A 17,848-nucleotide genomic window follows, 5' to 3' on the forward strand; every position below is an offset into this window, starting at 1 on the left:
TGCCACAGGCGCCCTTAAATGCGTTCATACGCAGATCAGGCCCGGTCGGCAGCGTCCGCTTGCGATAAATTGCGAAGAATCGGACATGGCGATCCTGGCCATGGGTAACCTGGGGCATCACGTGAACCGCCCCGTCACTCCTGGCAGCCATGCCGTCAATTTGGTGCTGCAGATTTTGGAGACGCGTTAAATGGCGCATAACGAAGCAGTCGACGTAGTACTGGTAGGTGCGGGCATCATGAGTGCCACCCTCGCCGTACTGCTCAAAGAGCTCGACCCCGGCCTCAAGCTGGAAGTCGTTGAGCTGATGGATTCGGGTGCCGCGGAAAGTTCCAACCCGTGGAACAACGCCGGTACCGGCCACGCCGGGCTGTGTGAGCTGAACTACACACCGCAGGCCGCCGACGGCTCCATCGACATCAAGAAAGCCGTGCACATCAACACCCAATTCGAGGTGTCGAAGCAGTTCTGGGCCTACCTGACCAAGAAAGGCACCTTTGGCTCGTCCAAATCCTTTATCAGCCCCGTGCCGCACCTGAGCTTCGTACAGGGCGAGAAAGGCGTGTCGTTCCTCAAGAAGCGCTTTGAAACCCTCAGCCAGCACCACGCGTTCTCGGACATGCACTACACCGAAGACCGCAGCGAGATGGCCGAGTGGATGCCGCTGATGATGCCCGGCCGCCCACTGGACGAAAAAATCGCCGCCACCCGCGTGATGAACGGCACCGACGTCAACTTCGGCGCCCTGACCAACCAGTTGCTCTCGCACCTGACCAGCGCCCCGGATGCCCAGGTCAAGTACAGCAAGCGCGTCACCGGCCTCAAGCGCAACGGCGCCGGCTGGACCGTGAGCATCAAGGACGTCAACAGCGGCAATTCCCGTGATGTGGACGCCAAGTTCGTGTTCCTCGGCGCCGGTGGCGCGGCCCTACCGCTGTTGCAAGCCTCGGGCATCGAGGAAAGCAAGGGCTTCGGCGGCTTCCCGGTCAGCGGCCAGTGGCTGCGTTGCGACAACCCGGAAGTGGTCAAGCACCACCAGGCCAAGGTCTACAGCCAGGCAGCCGTGGGTTCGCCACCGATGTCGGTGCCGCACCTCGACACCCGCGTGGTCGACGGCAAGAAATCCCTGCTGTTCGGGCCATACGCCGGTTTCACCACCAAGTTCCTCAAGCACGGCTCGTTCCTTGACCTGCCCATGTCGATTCGTGCCGGCAACATCGGCCCGATGCTGGCCGTGGCCCGGGACAACATGGACCTGACCAAGTACCTGGTCAGCGAGGTGCGCCAGTCCATGGAGCAGCGCCTGGAATCCCTGCGTCGCTTCTACCCTGAGGCAAAAGCCGAAGACTGGCGCCTGGAAGTGGCCGGCCAACGGGTGCAGATCATCAAGAAAGACCCGAAGAAAGGCGGCGTGCTGCAATTCGGTACCGAACTGGTTGCGGCCAAGGACGGTTCGCTGGCCGCCCTGCTCGGCGCGTCTCCAGGTGCTTCGGTGACCGTGTCGATCATGCTGGAACTGATCGAACGCTGCTTCCCGACGAAAGCGGCCGGTGAGTGGGCGGCCAAACTGCACGAGATCTTCCCGGCTCGGGAAAAGGTCCTGGAGACCGATGCCGAGCTGTATCGCAAGATCAACACGCAGAACAACATCAGCCTGGAACTGGTTGAGCAGAGCAGCGAGACCGAAAGCTACGCTTGAGCGTCGTGACGCAGAGTGTCAGTTGATGCATTCCCACGCAGAGCGTGGGAACGAAAAACGCCCCAATGGGGCGTTTTTTTTCGTCCGCAACAATCAGCCGCGGGCTTGTTCGATCAGCTCGATGTACTCGGCGGCGTTGCGCTGGTCCTTGATCACTTCAACGAAGGTCAGGCCATGCTCGTCCTTGCCATCGAGGTCCAGGCCGGCTTCCTTGAAGAAAACCAGGAAGCGTTCGAAGTCGTCGATACGCAGGCCGCGGTAGGCCTTGATCAGTTTGTGCAGGGACGGCGAAGTGGCGTCTACCGGCTCGAAATCCAGGAACAGCTTGATTTGCTCGTCGCCGATTTCATCACCAATCACCTGTTTCTTATCTTTACGCATTACCGACTCCAGCCTGCAGACATTTACACGGGAAAAGCAGTTTACCTGCGGCACCGCGGCTTCGAAAGCTACGCGAACCAATGTGGGAGCCGGCTTGCCTGCGATAGCGGTGCATCAGTGCCAGATGGGCCAACGGACCCACCGCTATCGCAGGCAAGCCAGCTCCCACATTGACTGTATTTACACCGCCGAATGCGCGTCGGCTGGATTATTTGGCGCGCACCGCCCCGGTGTGCAAATCGGCCCAGATATGGCCGTTGGCGTAAGTGAGGAATTGCACATAGACCGTGTCATTGCGCAACAAGTCGACGATCACCCGATACTGGGTCATCGGGTACGACAAGGTCAGGGTTTTGCTTTTGTCGTCGAACACCGGCTTTTTCAGGCTTTTGCTTTCAGCATCAAAGTTGAGGATCACCTGGGCGATGGTCGCGCCTTTGTTCAGGGACTTGCCCTTGAGGCGGATCATCAACGGCGAGGTCACCGGGATCGGCTGCTGGGTGGATTGGCGCTGGTTACCCACCACCACCGAATACTCGGTGACTTGCAGCAATTGCTGCTGGTCCGGGGTTTCGGCGCGCAGGGTCAGGTCGTCGGGCGGCAGGAATTGGCTGTGCAGCGGCGCCGGAGCAGCCGCCAGGGGCAAACTGAGGGTCAGCGCCAGGGCGGCGCAACTGCGGATCAAAAGGCGCATGGGCCGCTCCGTGGAAGATGGCCCAGCACTTTAGCTCAATCGAACTGGGCAAGCATCCAGCGCTGATACTCAGCCACTTCAGCGTCGCCTTCACGGGGAGCCCAACTGGCCAGCTCACCCTCTCCCACCGGTCGATACGGTCCGGCTTTGCATTCGAACATCAAAGTATCTGGCTCCAGCACCACCAGGCCGTGAAACACCCCGGGCGGCAAATCGACGCCCTGGCACTCACCGCCCGCCTGCATCACGCGCTTGGCCAGCACCTCGCCGGTCTCGCTGAAGATCAACAAGCCCAGGCTGCCCTTCAGCACCAGCAAGGTTTCCGCCTTATCGGCACTCAAATGACAATGAGGCGGCACATAGGTGCTGGGCTGCATGCCGACAGCCATGCGATGGCATGGCTCTTCCATCTGATGAAAGTTGTGGTGATGCCGGCCACGAGGGCTGCCAGCCGCTTTCTCGGCCAGCTCCGCAAACAGCGTTTGATCAAGAAAGCTGGCCATTGATTACATCCCCTTAACGGCGTAAATCCCATTGGCGTTGCGCCAGTAGCCTTTGTAGTCCATGCCGTAACCGAAGATGTAACGGTCAATGCACGGCAGGCCCACGTAATCGGCTTTCAGGTCCGGACGGGCCTTGCGGTCGTGGTCCTTGTCGATCAGCACGGCAGTGTGCACCTTGCGCGCGCCGGCGTGTTTGCAGAAGTCGATGATCGCGCCCAGGGTGTGACCTTCGTCGAGGATGTCGTCGATGATCAGCACGTCGCGGTCGATGAACGAGACTTCCGGCTTGGCTTTCCAGAACAGGTCGCCGCCACTGGTTTCATTGCGATAGCGAGTGGCGTGCAGGTAGGACGCTTCCAGCGGGAATTGCAGGTGGGTGAGCAATTTACCGGCGAAAATCAGGCCACCGTTCATCACGCAAAAGACCACCGGGTTGGTGTCGGCCATTTCACGGGAGATGTGCGCGCCGACCTTGGCGATGGCCTCTTCGACTTGCGCTTCGGTGTACAGGCAGTCAGCCTCGCGCATGATTTGACGGATATGCTCGAGATCAGCGGACATGGCGCTCTCCAAGGGGGTGCTGTGGCAAGAAAAGCGGGCAAAGGTACGCATGTGAGGCCCAACGTTCAAGCCTTAATGGACTAACGTACTAGATGTCTATAGGACAACACCCTCGGATAGATTAATCTAGGCCGGTTTTTTTGCCCGCCGCCGGAGCCTTTCCCCATGCCCATCCGTGAGATCCGCCATCCGCTGATCCGACATAAACTCGGCCTTATGCGCCGCGCCGACATTAGCACGAAGAACTTCCGTGAGCTTGCTCAGGAAGTCGGAGCGCTGCTCACCTACGAGGCGACCAAAGACCTGCCCCTGGAAAACTACGAGATCGCCGGTTGGTGTGGTCCCGTCCAGGTCGAGAAAATCGCCGGCAAGAAGATTACCGTGGTGCCGATCCTGCGTGCCGGTATCGGCATGCTCGAAGGCGTGCTCAGCCTGATCCCGGGTGCCAAGGTCAGCGCCGTAGGCGTGGCCCGCAACGAAGAGACGCTGCAGGCCCACACCTACTTGGAAAAACTGGTACCGGAAATCGACGAGCGCCTGGCGATGATCATCGACCCGATGCTCGCCACCGGCAGCTCCATGGTTGCCACCATCGACCTGCTGAAAAAAGCCGGTTGCAAGGACATCCGCGCCATGGTGCTGGTGGCCGCTCCCGAAGGCATCGCCGCCGTCGAGAAAGCCCACCCGGACGTGTTGATCTACACCGCATCCATCGATGAACGCCTGAATGAACATGGCTACATCATCCCGGGCCTGGGCGATGCCGGCGACAAGATCTTCGGTACCAAGCAGAAGGACGCGTGACCATGCAGGATGAGTTCAACGACCCGCTTTGGCGCCAGATCCTGTCTGGCGCACAGATGCTCTTCGTAGCATTTGGCGCGCTGGTGTTGATGCCGCTGATCACCGGTCTCGATCCAAACGTCGCCCTGTTTACCGCAGGCTTGGGCACATTGTTGTTCCAGGTGGTTACCGGGCGCCAGGTACCGGTGTTCCTGGCGTCGAGCTTTGCGTTTATCACCCCGATCATTCTCGCCAAGGGCCAGTTCGGCCTCGCGGCGACCATGGGTGGCGTGATGGCGGCCGGCTTCGTTTACACCTTCCTGGGCCTGGCCGTGAAGATCAAGGGCACCGGTTTCATCGACCGGCTGCTGCCGCCGGTGGTGATCGGGCCGGTGATCATTTCCATTGGCCTGGCCATGGCGCCGATTGCGGCCAATATGGCGATGGGCAAGGCCGGTGACGGCAGCGAGTTGATCCACTACCAGACCGCCATGCTGATCTCGATGCCGGCGCTGCTGACCACGTTGATCGTGGCGGTGTTCGGCAAAGGCATTTTCCGCCTGGTGCCGATCATCTCCGGCGTGCTGGTGGGTTTCGCTATGTCGTTCTACTTCGGCGTAGTCGACACCGCGAAGATCGCCGCCGCACCGTGGTTCGCCCTGCCCCACTTCACCGCGCCGGAATTCAACTGGCAGGCGATCCTGTTTATCGTCCCGGTGGCCCTGGCCCCGGCGATCGAACACATCGGTGGTGTGATTGCGGTGGGCAGCGTGACCGGTCGCGACTACCTGAAGAAGCCTGGCCTGCACCGCACCCTGCTGGGTGACGGGATCGCCACCACCGCTGCCGGCCTGTTCGGCGGCCCGCCCAACACGACCTACGCGGAAGTGACGGGCGCGGTGATGCTGACCAAGAACTACAACCCGAAGATCATGACCTGGGCGGCGGTATTTGCCATCAGCCTGGCGTTTATCGGCAAGTTCGGCGCGCTGCTGCAAAGCATTCCAGTCCCGGTGATGGGCGGTATTCTGTGCCTGCTGTTCGGCTCGATTGCCGCAGTGGGGATGAACACCCTGATCCGCCACAAGATCGACCTTGGCGAAGCGCGCAACCTGGTGATTGTGTCGGTGACCCTGGTGTTCGGGATTGGCGGTGTGTTGGTAGGCACCGGCACTGGCCCGGATGACTTTGGCCTGAAGGGCATCGCCCTGTGTGCGGTGGTAGCGATTGCGTTGAATCTGCTGCTGCCGGGCAATGACGGCTGGAAGAACAGGAAGCCGGATGAGCCGCTGATCTAACTGCCAACGCAAAACCAGTGTGGGAGCGGGCTTGCTCGCGAATGCAGTGTGTCATTCAGCACATCAGTGACTGAACCACCGCATTCGCGAGCAAGCCCGCTCCCACATTTTTTGAGTTTCAGTGTGGCTTACAGCTCACCCAACGCATCGATCAGCGCCTGGTTCTGCTCAGGCGTGCCAATACTGATCCGCAGGAACTGGGCAATCCGCTCCTGCTTGAAGTGCCGCACAATCACCCCCTGCTCCCGCACCTTGGCCGCCAGCCCGGCAGCGTCGTGCCCTGGATGCCGGGCAAAGATGAAGTTGGCCGCCGACGGCAGTACTTCAAACCCCTTGGCCTGCAGTTGCGCCACCAGCTTTTCACGGCTATCGATCACCAACTTGCAGGTGTTCCGGAAGTATTCGCGGTCTTCAAAAGCGGCGGCCGCGCCGACAATCGCCAGACGGTCCAGCGGGTAGGAGTTGAAGCTGTTCTTGACCCGCTCCAGCGCCTCGATCAGGTCCGGGTGGCCCACGGCCAGGCCCACCCGCAAACCGGCCAGGGAGCGCGACTTGGAGAGGGTCTGGGTCACCAGCAGGTTCGGGTAACGGTCCACCAGGCTGATGGCGGTCTCGCCGCCGAAGTCGATATAGGCTTCATCGACCACCACCACCGAGTCCGGGCTGGCCTTGAGGATTTGCTCCACGGCGTCCAGCGCCATCAAGCAACCGGTCGGCGCGTTCGGGTTCGGGAAGATGATCCCGCCGTTGGGCCTGGCGTAGTCCGACACGCGGATCTGGAACTGTTCATCCAGCGGCACTGCGTCGAAGGCAATGCGGTACAGGCCGCAGTACACCGGGTAGAAGCTGTAGCTGATGTCCGGGAACAGCAGCGGCAGGTCGTGCTGGAACAAACCGTGGAAGATGTGCGCCAGGACTTCATCGGAGCCGTTGCCGAGGAACACCTTGCCCGCGTCGATCCCGTAGTACTTGGCCACCGCCTGCTTGAGCAGGTCGCTGTTGGGGTCCGGGTACAAACGCAGATTGTCGTTCAGCTCGGCCTGCATGGCAGCCAGCGCCTTGGGCGATGGGCCGTAGGGGTTTTCATTGGTGTTGAGTTTTACCAGCTTGGTCAGCTTCGGTTGCTCACCGGGCACGTAAGGCACGAGATCCTTGACGAGCGGGCTCCAGAATTTGCTCATGTTTCAGTTCCCCTGCTTATCGTCAACGATGCGGTATTCGGCGCTGCGGGCGTGGGCGGTCAGCGACTCGCCACGGGCCAGCACGGAAGCGGTCTTGCCCAACTCCGACGCGCCCTCTGGCGAGCAGAAGATGATCGACGAGCGCTTCTGGAAGTCATATACGCCCAGCGGCGAGGAGAACCGCGCAGTGCCCGACGTGGGCAGCACGTGATTGGGACCTGCGCAGTAGTCGCCCAGGGCTTCGCTGGTGTGGCGGCCCATGAAGATCGCGCCGGCGTGGCGAATCAGCGGCAGCCAGGCTTGTGGGTCGGCGACGGACAACTCCAGGTGTTCCGGGGCGATACGGTTGGCCACTTCGATGGCCTGCTCCATGTCGCGGACCAGGATCAGGGCGCCACGGCCATTGATCGACTTCTCGATGATCTCGGCGCGCTCCATGGTCGGCAGCAGCTTGGCGATGCTGGCGGCGACCTTGTCCAGGAATTCGGCATCCGGGCTGACGAGGATCGCCTGGGCGTCTTCGTCGTGCTCGGCCTGGGAGAACAGGTCCATGGCGATCCAGTCCGGGTCGGTCTGGCCGTCACACACCACGAGGATTTCCGAAGGGCCGGCGATCATGTCGATGCCGACCTGGCCAAATACATGGCGCTTGGCCGTGGCCACGTAGATGTTGCCCGGGCCAACCACCTTGTCGACCTTCGGCACGCTTTCGGTGCCGTAGGCCAGGGCCGCTACCGCTTGGGCGCCACCGATGGTGAACACGCGATCAACGCCCGCGATGCAGGCCGCTGCCAGCACCAGTTCGTTGATTTCGCCGCGCGGGGTAGGCACCACCATGACCACTTCGGTCACGCCGGCCACCTTGGCCGGAATCGCGTTCATCAGTACCGAGGACGGGTACGACGCTTTGCCGCCCGGCACGTACAGGCCGGCACGGTCCAGCGGCGTGACCTTCTGGCCCAGTACGGTGCCGTCGGCCTCGGTGTAGCTCCAGGAATCCTGTTTCTGTTTCTCGTGGTAGCTGCGCACCCGCGCGGCCGCCACTTCCAGGGCTTCGCGCTGGGGCGCGGTGATGCGGGTCAAGGCCAGTTCCAGGCGTTCGCGGGGCAGGATCAGGTCGGCCATGGAGGCGACATCCAGGCCATCGAACTGCCGGGTAAAATCAACCAGCGCCGCGTCACCGCGCTCGCGCACGGCCTTGATGATGTCGAGCACCCGCTGGTTGACCGAATCGTCGGACACGCTTTCCCAGCTCAGCAGATGATCCAGATGATGGGCGAAATCCGGGTCGGCAGCGTTGAGTCGGGCAATTGCAGTGGACGTGGTCATAGCGAGGGCCTCATAGGAATGGCAAAAATGCTCAGGCGCCGAAAGTTAGCAGTCGATCCGCTTGGGCACCTGAGAATTCTGGCTATGAGGCGGATAGACGGGCGCGGCTTGAGGCCGCGCGGGTGAGTCAACCGCGGTGTCGAGACTCCACTGCCTTGCGCAGGGTGTCGATCAACGCCTGGATACGGGCGTGCTGCATTTTCATCGAAGCTTTGTTGACGATCAGCCGGGAGCTGATGTCGGCGATAAAGTCCTGGGGCTCCAGGCCGTTGGCGCGCAGGGTGTTGCCGGTGTCGACCACGTCGATGATCTTGTCGGCCAGGCCGATCAGCGGTGCCAGCTCCATCGAGCCGTAAAGCTTGATGATGTCGACCTGGCGGCCTTGCTCGGCGTAGTAACGCTTGGCAACGTTGACGAACTTGGTCGCCACCCGCAGGCGGCCTTTAGGCTCGACGTCACCGACACGGCCGGCGGTCATCAGCTTGCACAGGGCGATACGCAGGTCCAGCGGCTCGTACAGGCCCTGGCCACCGTATTCCATCAACACGTCTTTGCCCGCGACGCCGAGGTCTGCCGCGCCATGTTCAACGTAAGTTGGCACATCGGTGGCACGCACGATCAGCAGGCGAACGTCGTCCTGGGTCGTGGGGATGATCAGCTTGCGGCTCTTGTCCGGATTCTCGGTCGGCACGATGCCCGCTTCAGCCAGAAGCGGCAAAGTGTCGTCAAGGATGCGGCCCTTGGACAGTGCGATGGTCAACATGGGAAACGTCAGTCCTTCATCAGGCTATTGCTGTCCGGTCGCAATCGGCGCCAGACACAGATCGAGGCCATTACAGCCTCGACTTGAAACAAATCAGCTAACAGCATACATCGTCATGTGGCGAGGGAGCTTGCTCCGGCTGGGGCGCGAAGCGGCCCTGATCTTTGTTTAAAAAGACTGGGACTGCTGCGCAGTCCAGCAGGAGCAAGCTCCCTCGCCACAATGAACGTGTTTGCAGTTCCTGGAACTAGCCCGGTACGCGGCGGATTTTCGCGCCGAGCATCTGCAGCTTCTCTTCGATGCACTCGTAACCACGGTCTATGTGGTAGATGCGGTCGATGAGGGTGTCGCCGTCAGCGCACAACGCCGAGATCACCAGGCTGGCGGAGGCACGCAGGTCGGTAGCCATCACTGGCGCGCCCTTGAGCTTCTCGATGCCGGTCACGATGGCGGTGTTGCCTTCGACCTGGATCTTGGCGCCCATGCGGTGCAGCTCGTACACGTGCATGAAGCGGTTTTCGAAGATGGTCTCGATCACGGCACCGGTGCCTTCGGCAATCGCGTTCAGGGAAATGAACTGCGCCTGCATGTCGGTCGGGAACGCCGGGTACGGAGCGGTACGCACGTTAACGGCTTTTGGCCGCTTGCCATGCATGTTCAGCTCGATCCAGTCTTCACCGGTGGTGATCTCGGCGCCGGCTTCCTTGAGTTTTTCCAGGACGGCTTCGAGGATGGTCGGATCAGTGTCCTTGACCTTGACACGGCCACCGGTGACGGCAGCCGCGACCAGGTAGGTACCGGTCTCGATGCGGTCCGGCATCACCTTGTAGGTAGCCGAATGCAGGCGTTTCACGCCATCAATGGTGATGGTGTCGGTGCCGGCGCCGGTGATGTTGGCACCCATGGCGATCAGGAAGTTGGCCAGGTCGACCACTTCCGGCTCGCGCGCGGCGTTTTGCAGCACGCTGCGGCCATTGGCCAGGGCAGCGGCCATCATGATGTTCTCGGTACCGGTCACACTGACGGTATCAAAGAAGAAGTTTGCGCCACGCAGGCCGCCTTCCGGCGCCTTGGCCTTGATGTAGCCGCCTTCGACGTCAATGGTTGCACCCATGGCTTCGAGGCCACGGATGTGCAGGTCCACCGGACGCGAACCGATGGCGCAACCGCCAGGCAGTGCGACTTCGGCTTCGCCGAACCGGGCAACCATCGGGCCCAGTACCAGGATCGAGGCGCGCATGGTTTTCACCAGCTCGTACGGTGCGATCAGGGTCTTGATGGTGCGCGGGTCGATTTCGACGCTGAGTTTCTCGTCGATCACCGGCTCGATGCCCATGCGACCGAACAACTCGATCATGGTGGTGATGTCATGCAGGTGCGGCAGGTTGGCCACGGTAACCGGGCCATCGCACAGCAAGGTCGCTGCCAGGATCGGCAGGGCGGAGTTCTTCGCCCCGGAAATACGGATCTCGCCATCAAGACGAGCACCGCCGGTAATAATCAATTTATCCATAAGAATCTCGACGCCTTGGGGGCTCAGGTGCGCTCGGCCCAGGCCGCGCGGCTGAAAAATTTCATAGTGACCGCATGGATGCTGCCATCGGTGATCCACGGGTTCAAATGGGCATAGATCTGCTGCTGACGCTTGACCGGGCTCAATGCCGCCAGTTCATCGCTAATCACGTTCAGCTGGAAATTGCAGCCTTCGCCCTCAACTTCAACATTAGTTTCGGGCAGCTTTCCTTCAAGGAAGCTTTTAACTTCTAGGGCCTGCATGATCAACCTCTATGGGCGCCCAGTGCGCGCGGGTCGCACATCATACAAAAAAGCCCCGCGCCTGCGAACCCCGCATAGCAGGACTCTGACGGGGGGCTTCTTTAATAATGTGTATTAAGGATGCGCCAACAGCTCGGTCAGACCGGAAACCTCAGCGATTTCACGCATGTCTTCGGGCAATGCACGAATGCTCACCGGCTTTTTGACGGCCTGCGCATCGCGCATGAAACACAGCAGCAACGACAAGCCGACGCTGCTGGACTTCACCACCGCCGAGCAATCCAGCACCAGCGCAGGAGCGGTACTGGCATTGATCAGCGCCTGGCCCTGCTTGCGCAGGGCGGGCCCAGTGCTGTAATCCAGCACGCCGCTGAGCAACAGCTCACCGGACTCGCCAAGGCGAATGGCCGACTCGGTCATTGGGCAGGCTTCCCGGCAGCTTTGTCGGTTTCTTCCTTGGCCTTGGCCACTTCACCGGCCCAACCGTTGATGGTTTTGTCCAGGTCGTTGCCATTGCGCTGCATGGCATCCGCGAACTGGTCACGGAACAGCTTGCCAATGTTGATGCCGTTGATGATCACGTTACGCAGTTTCCACTCGCCATTGACCTTCTCGAGCGTGTACTGCACAGGGTAGACCGCGCCGTTGTTGCCCTTGACGCTCATGTTGACGCTGGTGCGGTCACCCGACTCATCCCCGGCAGGGGCGACGGTAATCCCCTGGTTGTTGTACTCCAGCAGGGCGTTGCCGTAGAACTGGAACAAGCCCTTCTTGAAGTTTTCCTGGAATGTCTGCATCTGCGCAGGCGTAGCCTTGCGCGAATACTTGACAGTCATGATGCTTTTGGAAATACCTTCAGCATCAACAACAGGCCCGACAATCGTATTCAGCGCGTTATAGAACTGACTCGGGTCCTGCTTGTACTTTTCCTTGTTGGCACTCAGGTCAGCCAACATCTTGTTGGTGGTGTCCTGCACCAGGTCATGCGCAGAACCGCCGGCAGCGGCGTTAGCCATCAACGGCAGTGCCGCGAGCAGTACCAACAGGCCACGTCGCAAAGTAGAGATCATGAACACATTCCTCATTTGGCGTCTTTATTGACGGTATTGAGCAGGAATTTACCGATCAAGTCCTCCAGCACCAACGACGACTGTGTGTCATGAATGGTCGAACCATCCTTGAGCAGGGCAGATTCCCCGCCGACGCTGATGCCGATGTACTTCTCGCCCAGCAGGCCAGCGGTGAGGATAGACGCAGTGGAGTCAGTCGGCAGGTTATCTACCTTCTTGTCCACCTGCATGGTCACACGGCCGGTGAAGCTGTCGCGGTCCAGATCGATTGCCGTGACCTTGCCGATGGTTACACCCGCCATGGTCACTTTAGCTCTGACAGTCAAACCGGCGATATTGTCGAAGTAGGCGTAAAGTTTATAAGTATCGGCGGTGGGGCTGGCCGATAGGCCGCTGACTCGCAGGGCGAGCAACAGTAAAGCCAGGATGCCAGCCAGCAAGAAAAGGCCGACACCGATTTCCACAGTGCGGTTTTGCATCAGAAATCTCCAAACATCAAGGCGGTCAAAATGAAGTCAAGGCCCAGTACCGCCAGCGAGGCGTACACAACGGTCTTGGTGGTGGCGCGACTGATCCCTTCTGAGGTGGGCTCACAGTCATAGCCTTGGAATACGGCGATCCAGGTCACTACAAAGGCGAAGACGATGCTTTTAATGATGCCGTTGAGCACGTCGCCGCTGAAGGTCACGCTGTTTTGCATGTTGCCCCAGTAGGAGCCGTCGTAGACCCCCAGCCAGTCAACCGCGACCCAGGAACCGCCCCAGATTCCCACCACGCTGAACACCATCGCCAGCAGTGGCAGGGAAATGAAGCCGGCCCACAGGCGCGGGGCAACAATGTACTTGAGCGGATCGACACCGATCATTTCCAGGCTGGACAGCTGTTCGGTGGCCTTCATGTTGCCGATTTCGGCCGTCAGCGCCGAACCGGCACGCCCGGCAAACAGGAGAGCGGTCACCACCGGGCCCAACTCACGCAACAGCGTCAGGGCAACCATCTGCCCAACAGCCTGCTCGGACCCGTAGCTGGAGAGGATATTGAAGCCTTGCAGCGCCAGCACCATGCCGATGAACACCCCGGAGACCACGATGATCACCAGGGACATCACGCCCACGGAGTGCAGTTGCTTGATCAGCAGGCCGAAACCGCCGCCAATACCGCCGCGGCCGAGCAAGGCATGAAACAGGAAAATCGTCGAACGCCCCAGCACACCGATGATATCGATGCCGGAGCGACCGAAAAGGCGAACCTTTTCGAGTAATGATGTCTTGCGCATCAGCGCTTCCCCAGAAGATCTGAGCGGTAGTCCGCTGCCGGAAAGTGAAAAGGCACCGGGCCATCGGGATCGCCGGTCATGAATTGGCGAATGCGCGGGTTGTCTGCGTTCATCAGTTCTTCAGGCGTGCCCTGCCCCAGCACCTGGCCATCGCCCACTACATATAGGTAGTCGGCAATGCTCGCGGTCTCGGCCAGGTCGTGGGAAACCACGATACTGGTGATACCCAACGCATCATTGAGCAGGCGGATCAGGCGTACCAGCACCCCCATGGCAATCGGGTCCTGGCCAACGAAAGGCTCGTCGTACATGAGAATCTGCGGGTCGAGGGCGATGGCACGCGCCAGGGCGACACGACGCTTCATGCCTCCGGACAACTCGTCGGGCATCAAATCGATAGCACCGCGCAGCCCGACGGCCTGCAATTTCAGCAACACAATGTCACGAATCATTTCATCGGACAGCTGTGTATGCACCCGCAGCGGGAACGCCACGTTTTCGAAAACATCGAGATCGGTAAACAACGCGCCGCTCTGGAACAGGACGCCCATGTGTTTGCGGGCATCGAACAGGTCACTGCGCGAAAGGGTCGGCAGGTTCTGGCCATTGACCCAGACTTCACCGGCGGAGGGGCGCAATTGCATGCCCATCAGGCGCAGCAGCGTAGTCTTGCCGCAGCCGGAAGGCCCCATGATGCCCGTGACTTTGCCGCGGGGAATGCGAATATCCACATTATTGAAGATGCTGCGCGTACCGCGCTTGAAGGAAAGGCCCTTCAGCTCGACCGCGTAGGCGTTATCGGCACTCATCTAAACTCCTTGGGATGCAGCCTTTCACTCAGACACTTTGTTTTCGACAAATGCTTGCGCCGAATAGACAAAAAGGCCGTGCGGACCGAACTGGCCGCGAACTATATCACTGCTGGTACAGCGCCCCCAAGGCCGGAACAGAGCTTGTTCAGAAACAGGACAGCTAAAAAATCCTGGCTGAGGTTCAATCTCAACCACAGGTGGATTGAATAAAGCCTGACGAACTTGTGTGAGGGAATTGATCATTACCGTTATAATCGCCGACTTTTCGTCAGGCTATACGATTTCAGACATGAGCCAATCCAGCGACCTTATTCAATCCGCACAACGCACCATCCGCCTCGAGCTTGAAGCCGTAGAAGGCTTGCTGGCCCATATCGACGCGGATTTCGTACGCGCCTGCGAGATGATTCTGGCCAGCAAGGGCCGCGTAGTGGTGGTCGGCATGGGCAAATCCGGGCATGTCGGCAACAAGATCGCCGCCACCCTGGCGAGCACCGGGACCACCGCGTTCTTCGTGCATCCGGCCGAAGCCAGCCACGGCGACATGGGCATGATCACCCGGGACGACATCATCCTGGCACTGTCCAACTCCGGCACCACCAACGAAATCGTGACCCTGCTGCCGCTGATCAAGCGCCTGGGTATCCAGCTGATCAGCGTGACCGGCAACCCGGACTCGACGCTGGCTAAAGCCGCCGAAGTGAATTTGAACGTGCACGTTGCCCACGAGGCCTGCCCGCTGAACCTGGCACCGACCTCCTCCACCACCGCCGCCCTGGTCATGGGCGATGCGCTGGCCGTGGCATTGCTGGAAGCCCGCGGGTTTACCGCCGAAGACTTCGCGTTTTCCCACCCGGGCGGCGCCCTTGGCCGTCGCCTGCTGCTGAAAGTGGAAAACGTCATGCACGCCGGCGACGAGCTGCCACAGGTGCCACGCGGCACCTTGCTGAAAGATGCCTTGATGGAAATGACCCTCAAGCGCCTGGGCATGACCGTAATCCTGGAGTCCGACGGGCGGCTGGCCGGGGTCTTCACCGACGGCGACCTGCGCCGCACCCTGGACCGCAACCTCGACATCCAGACCGCCACCATCGACGAAGTCATGACGCCTCACGGCAAGACCGCACGCCCTGACATGCTCGCGGCCGAAGCACTGAAGATCATGGAAGACCACAAGATCCTGGCGCTGGTGGTGGTCGACAGCGACGACCGTCCGGTTGGCGCCCTGAACATGCACGACTTGCTGCGTGCGGGAGTGATGTAAATGACCACCGACCTGTTGCAACGGGGCAAGCACATCAAGCTGGCGATTTTCGACGTCGACGGCGTGCTGACGGATGGCCGCCTGTACTTTCTGGAAGACGGCAGCGAATTCAAGACGTTCAACACCCTCGACGGCCAGGGCATCAAGATGCTGATGGCGGCGGGCGTGCAAACCGGCATCATCAGCGGTCGCAAGACCCCGGTTGTGGAACGCCGCGCACAAAACCTGGGTATTCCTCACCTGTATCAGGGCCGCGAGGATAAACTGGTGGTTCTGGACGAGCTTCTTGGCCAACTCAACCTAAGCTATGAGCAGGTTGCGTACCTGGGTGACGATTTACCCGACCTGCCGGTGATTCGCCGGGTCGGCCTGGGCATGGCCGTGGCCAATGCGGCGGCGTTCGTTCGCGAACACGCCCATGGTGTAACCACCGCCCGCGGCGGCGAAGGCGCCGCCCGCGAGTTCTGCGAGTTGATTCTGCGCGCCCAAGGCAGCCTTGAAGCGGCCCACGCCGCCTACCTATAGAGCGTTTTATGCTGAGTAAAAAGATTCGCAATTTCCTGATACTTGCAGTCATCGCCGCGGTTTTCCTCGCGGTCGGCTACTGGAATATCAGCCCGGAGCGCTTCCTCGACAAGCCGGTTGCACAGGTTGACGAGAGTGCTATCGACTATTACGCCATCAACGCCCACAGCATCCAGTACCTGCCCGATGGCAAGGTCCAGTATGAAATGACCTCCGACAAGGTCGAACACTTGAAGGCATCCGAGGTCACTTTGCTGACCAAGCCGGACATGAACCTGTACCGCGGCGCCGAATTTCCGTGGCACGTCACCAGCGAGCGTGGCGAGGTCAACCCGGACGGCACCCAAGTGGAACTGATTGACTCGGTGCGGGTAGCCCGCACTGACGCCAAGAACCGCGACACCATTATTACCAGCAGTCGCATGACCGTATTCCCACAGAAGCAATATGCGCAGACCGAGCAAGACGTTAGAATTGACGGCGCTGGCGGTGTATCGACTGGCAAGGGAATGAAAGCGTATTTGAAAGAAAGCAGGATACACCTGCTATCGAACGTAAGAGGACAGTATGAGGCTCGTTAAAACCCTCCCTATTTTGCTCGGCCTGGGCGCAGCACTGGGAAGCGTGAGCGCCTGGGCTCTGCCGAACGATAGCCAGCAACCGATCCACATTCAGGCTGACGATGCGCAGCTGGATGACAAGCAAGGTATCGCGACCTACACGGGCAGCGTGATCATCACCCAGGGCTCGATGAAAGTGACGGGTAACACCGTGACACTGACTCGTACCCCGGCGGGCGATATCGACGTGGTCACTTCGGTGGGCAACCTGGCGTATTTCGAACAACTGCAGAAAGTGGGCGACCCTACGCCGGTCAAAGGCTATGGCAAGACGATCCAGTACCACGCCCAGCAAAACCGCATCGTGCTGATCGACCAGGCCCGGGTCATCAATGACGGCAACACCACCGACGGCGAAAAAATCGTCTACGACACGGTGAAGCAGATCGCCCAGGCCGGCCGTGCTACCGGCTCGAAAATCAGCACGCCGAAGCCGCGTATCGACATGGTTATCCAGCCGAAGCAGAAACCGGGCGCAGCCCAGTCGGCGCCGAAACCCGACGCGAAGAAGGCGAATTAATGGCAACCCTGAAAGCCCAGCATCTGGCCAAGGCTTATAAAAGCCGTCAGGTCGTGCGTGACGTCAGCCTGTCGATCGACAGCGGCCAGATCGTCGGTTTGCTCGGCCCCAACGGTGCCGGCAAGACCACCTGCTTCTACATGATCGTCGGCCTGGTGCAGGCCGATCAAGGCCGCGTCCTGATCGACGACCTGGACGTGAGCCACCAGCCTATGCACGGCCGTGCGCAAGCGGGTATCGGCTATCTTCCCCAGGAAGCATCGATCTTCCGCAAACTGTCGGTTTCCGACAACATCATGGCCATCCTCGAGACCCGCAAGGAACTCGACCGCGCCGGGCGCAAGAAAGAGCTGGAAAGCCTGCTGCAGGAATTCCACATCAACCACATTCGCGACAACCTCGGCATGAGCCTTTCCGGCGGCGAGCGTCGTCGTGTGGAAATCGCCCGTGCGCTGGCCACGGCGCCCAAGTTCATCCTGCTGGACGAACCTTTCGCCGGTGTCGACCCGATCTCGGTCGGCGACATCAAGCAGATCATCCATCATCTCAAGGCCAAGGGCATCGGTGTGTTGATCACCGACCACAACGTCCGTGAGACACTCGATATCTGCGAAACCGCCTACATCGTCAACGATGGACAGCTGATTGCCGAAGGTGACTCTGCCACTATCCTGGCCAACGAACTGGTCAAGGAAGTGTATCTGGGTCACGAGTTCCGCCTGTAAACACGGTGGTATCAGGCCATTCGCCATGGAGCGCGGTAGTCAATAAAAACCTCAGTATTTTTATTGTT

General features: G+C 60.2%; 22 protein-coding genes. 8 read left to right on the plus strand and 14 right to left on the minus strand.

Annotated elements, in window-relative coordinates:
• Positions 1–190: 190 nt before the first annotated feature.
• Positions 191–1,699, plus strand: a complete 1,509-nt coding sequence (mqo, locus tag V6607_RS27880) for a malate dehydrogenase (quinone) (protein ID WP_003216154.1) — start codon at positions 191–193, stop codon at positions 1,697–1,699.
• Positions 1,700–1,792: 93 nt separating this feature from the next.
• On the opposite strand, the gene V6607_RS27885 is transcribed toward mqo, so the two are convergent.
• The 4 genes from V6607_RS27885 to V6607_RS27900 form a co-directional block, all read right to left on the minus strand.
• Positions 1,793–2,080 carry a PA4642 family protein gene (locus V6607_RS27885; RefSeq protein ID WP_003216153.1) on the minus strand — a complete coding sequence of 96 codons (288 nt, stop codon included), beginning with the start codon at positions 2,078–2,080 and terminating at the stop codon, positions 1,793–1,795.
• A gap of 208 nt (positions 2,081–2,288) precedes the next feature.
• Positions 2,289–2,774 (minus strand): hypothetical protein, encoded by a 486-nt coding sequence (locus V6607_RS27890; protein WP_134327312.1) that lies wholly within the window; start codon positions 2,772–2,774, stop codon positions 2,289–2,291.
• A gap of 35 nt (positions 2,775–2,809) precedes the next feature.
• Positions 2,810–3,277 (minus strand): WbuC family cupin fold metalloprotein, encoded by a 468-nt coding sequence (locus tag V6607_RS27895; protein WP_102604701.1) that lies wholly within the window; start codon positions 3,275–3,277, stop codon positions 2,810–2,812.
• A 3-nt stretch (positions 3,278–3,280) separates the two neighbouring features.
• Complete coding sequence (locus V6607_RS27900; RefSeq protein ID WP_003216150.1) at positions 3,281–3,838, minus strand: hypoxanthine-guanine phosphoribosyltransferase; 558 nt, start codon at positions 3,836–3,838, stop codon at positions 3,281–3,283.
• 165 nt (positions 3,839–4,003) lie between these two features.
• Between V6607_RS27900 and upp the strand changes: the two genes are divergently transcribed.
• Both upp and V6607_RS27910 read left to right on the plus strand, forming a co-directional pair.
• The gene (upp, locus tag V6607_RS27905; protein WP_003216149.1) at positions 4,004–4,642 is read left to right on the plus strand and encodes a uracil phosphoribosyltransferase; all 639 of its coding nucleotides are present in this window, start codon (positions 4,004–4,006) and stop codon (positions 4,640–4,642) included.
• Positions 4,643–4,644: 2 nt separating this feature from the next.
• Complete coding sequence (locus tag V6607_RS27910) at positions 4,645–5,919, plus strand: uracil-xanthine permease family protein (protein WP_087692860.1); 1,275 nt, start codon at positions 4,645–4,647, stop codon at positions 5,917–5,919.
• 128 nt (positions 5,920–6,047) lie between these two features.
• Here V6607_RS27910 and hisC read toward each other — a convergent pair whose 3' ends face one another.
• The 10 genes from hisC to V6607_RS27960 form a co-directional block, all read right to left on the minus strand.
• Entirely contained in the window at positions 6,048–7,100 is a 1,053-nt protein-coding gene (gene hisC / locus V6607_RS27915) for a histidinol-phosphate transaminase (RefSeq protein WP_134327313.1), read from the minus strand.
• 3 nt (positions 7,101–7,103) lie between these two features.
• Positions 7,104–8,429: a histidinol dehydrogenase gene (gene hisD, locus V6607_RS27920; RefSeq protein ID WP_008434283.1), complete on the minus strand. Its 1,326-nt coding sequence runs from the start codon at positions 8,427–8,429 to the stop codon at positions 7,104–7,106.
• 127 nt (positions 8,430–8,556) lie between these two features.
• Positions 8,557–9,192, minus strand: coding sequence for an ATP phosphoribosyltransferase (hisG, locus tag V6607_RS27925; RefSeq protein ID WP_003188599.1), 636 nt, complete (start codon positions 9,190–9,192; stop codon positions 8,557–8,559).
• A 247-nt stretch (positions 9,193–9,439) separates the two neighbouring features.
• Positions 9,440–10,705 carry a UDP-N-acetylglucosamine 1-carboxyvinyltransferase gene (gene murA / locus V6607_RS27930; protein WP_003216140.1) on the minus strand — a complete coding sequence of 422 codons (1,266 nt, stop codon included), beginning with the start codon at positions 10,703–10,705 and terminating at the stop codon, positions 9,440–9,442.
• Between the two features lie 23 nt (positions 10,706–10,728).
• A complete protein-coding gene (locus tag V6607_RS27935) occupies positions 10,729–10,968 on the minus strand; it encodes a BolA family protein (protein WP_008434291.1) in 240 nt (79 codons plus the stop codon).
• Positions 10,969–11,082: 114 nt separating this feature from the next.
• Positions 11,083–11,388, minus strand: coding sequence for an STAS domain-containing protein (locus V6607_RS27940; protein ID WP_003216137.1), 306 nt, complete (start codon positions 11,386–11,388; stop codon positions 11,083–11,085).
• Entirely contained in the window at positions 11,385–12,038 is a 654-nt protein-coding gene (locus V6607_RS27945; protein ID WP_003216135.1) for an ABC transporter substrate-binding protein, read from the minus strand. Before V6607_RS27945 ends, V6607_RS27940 begins: the two co-directional genes overlap by 4 nt.
• 11 nt (positions 12,039–12,049) lie before the next feature.
• The gene (mlaD, locus tag V6607_RS27950; RefSeq protein ID WP_003216133.1) at positions 12,050–12,517 is read right to left on the minus strand and encodes an outer membrane lipid asymmetry maintenance protein MlaD; all 468 of its coding nucleotides are present in this window, start codon (positions 12,515–12,517) and stop codon (positions 12,050–12,052) included.
• The gene (gene mlaE / locus V6607_RS27955; RefSeq protein WP_003216131.1) at positions 12,517–13,314 is read right to left on the minus strand and encodes a lipid asymmetry maintenance ABC transporter permease subunit MlaE; all 798 of its coding nucleotides are present in this window, start codon (positions 13,312–13,314) and stop codon (positions 12,517–12,519) included. Before mlaE ends, mlaD begins: the two co-directional genes overlap by 1 nt.
• The gene (locus V6607_RS27960; protein ID WP_003216128.1) at positions 13,314–14,123 is read right to left on the minus strand and encodes an ATP-binding cassette domain-containing protein; all 810 of its coding nucleotides are present in this window, start codon (positions 14,121–14,123) and stop codon (positions 13,314–13,316) included. Before V6607_RS27960 ends, mlaE begins: the two co-directional genes overlap by 1 nt.
• A 292-nt stretch (positions 14,124–14,415) precedes the next feature.
• Here V6607_RS27960 and V6607_RS27965 point away from each other — a divergent pair, with 292 nt between their 5' ends.
• From V6607_RS27965 to lptB, 5 genes are read left to right on the plus strand one after another with little or no spacing between them, the layout of a single operon-like run.
• Positions 14,416–15,390, plus strand: a complete 975-nt coding sequence (locus tag V6607_RS27965) for a KpsF/GutQ family sugar-phosphate isomerase (RefSeq protein ID WP_003216126.1) — start codon at positions 14,416–14,418, stop codon at positions 15,388–15,390.
• Positions 15,391–15,915 carry an HAD family hydrolase gene (locus V6607_RS27970; protein WP_087692862.1) on the plus strand — a complete coding sequence of 175 codons (525 nt, stop codon included), beginning with the start codon at positions 15,391–15,393 and terminating at the stop codon, positions 15,913–15,915.
• Between the two features lie 8 nt (positions 15,916–15,923).
• Entirely contained in the window at positions 15,924–16,496 is a 573-nt protein-coding gene (gene lptC / locus V6607_RS27975) for an LPS export ABC transporter periplasmic protein LptC (protein WP_003216122.1), read from the plus strand.
• A complete protein-coding gene (lptA, locus tag V6607_RS27980; RefSeq protein WP_134327314.1) occupies positions 16,483–17,055 on the plus strand; it encodes a lipopolysaccharide transport periplasmic protein LptA in 573 nt (190 codons plus the stop codon). The genes lptC and lptA overlap by 14 nt, the downstream gene beginning before the upstream one ends.
• On the plus strand, positions 17,055–17,780 hold the full coding sequence (gene lptB, locus V6607_RS27985) for an LPS export ABC transporter ATP-binding protein (RefSeq protein ID WP_003216119.1): 726 nt from the start codon (positions 17,055–17,057) through the stop codon (positions 17,778–17,780). The genes lptA and lptB overlap by 1 nt, the downstream gene beginning before the upstream one ends.
• Positions 17,781–17,848 lie beyond the last annotated feature (68 nt).

The sequence above is a fragment of the Pseudomonas sp. KK18 genome, from assembly GCF_037094675.1.
Classification (GTDB): Bacteria; Pseudomonadota; Gammaproteobacteria; order Pseudomonadales; family Pseudomonadaceae; genus Aquipseudomonas.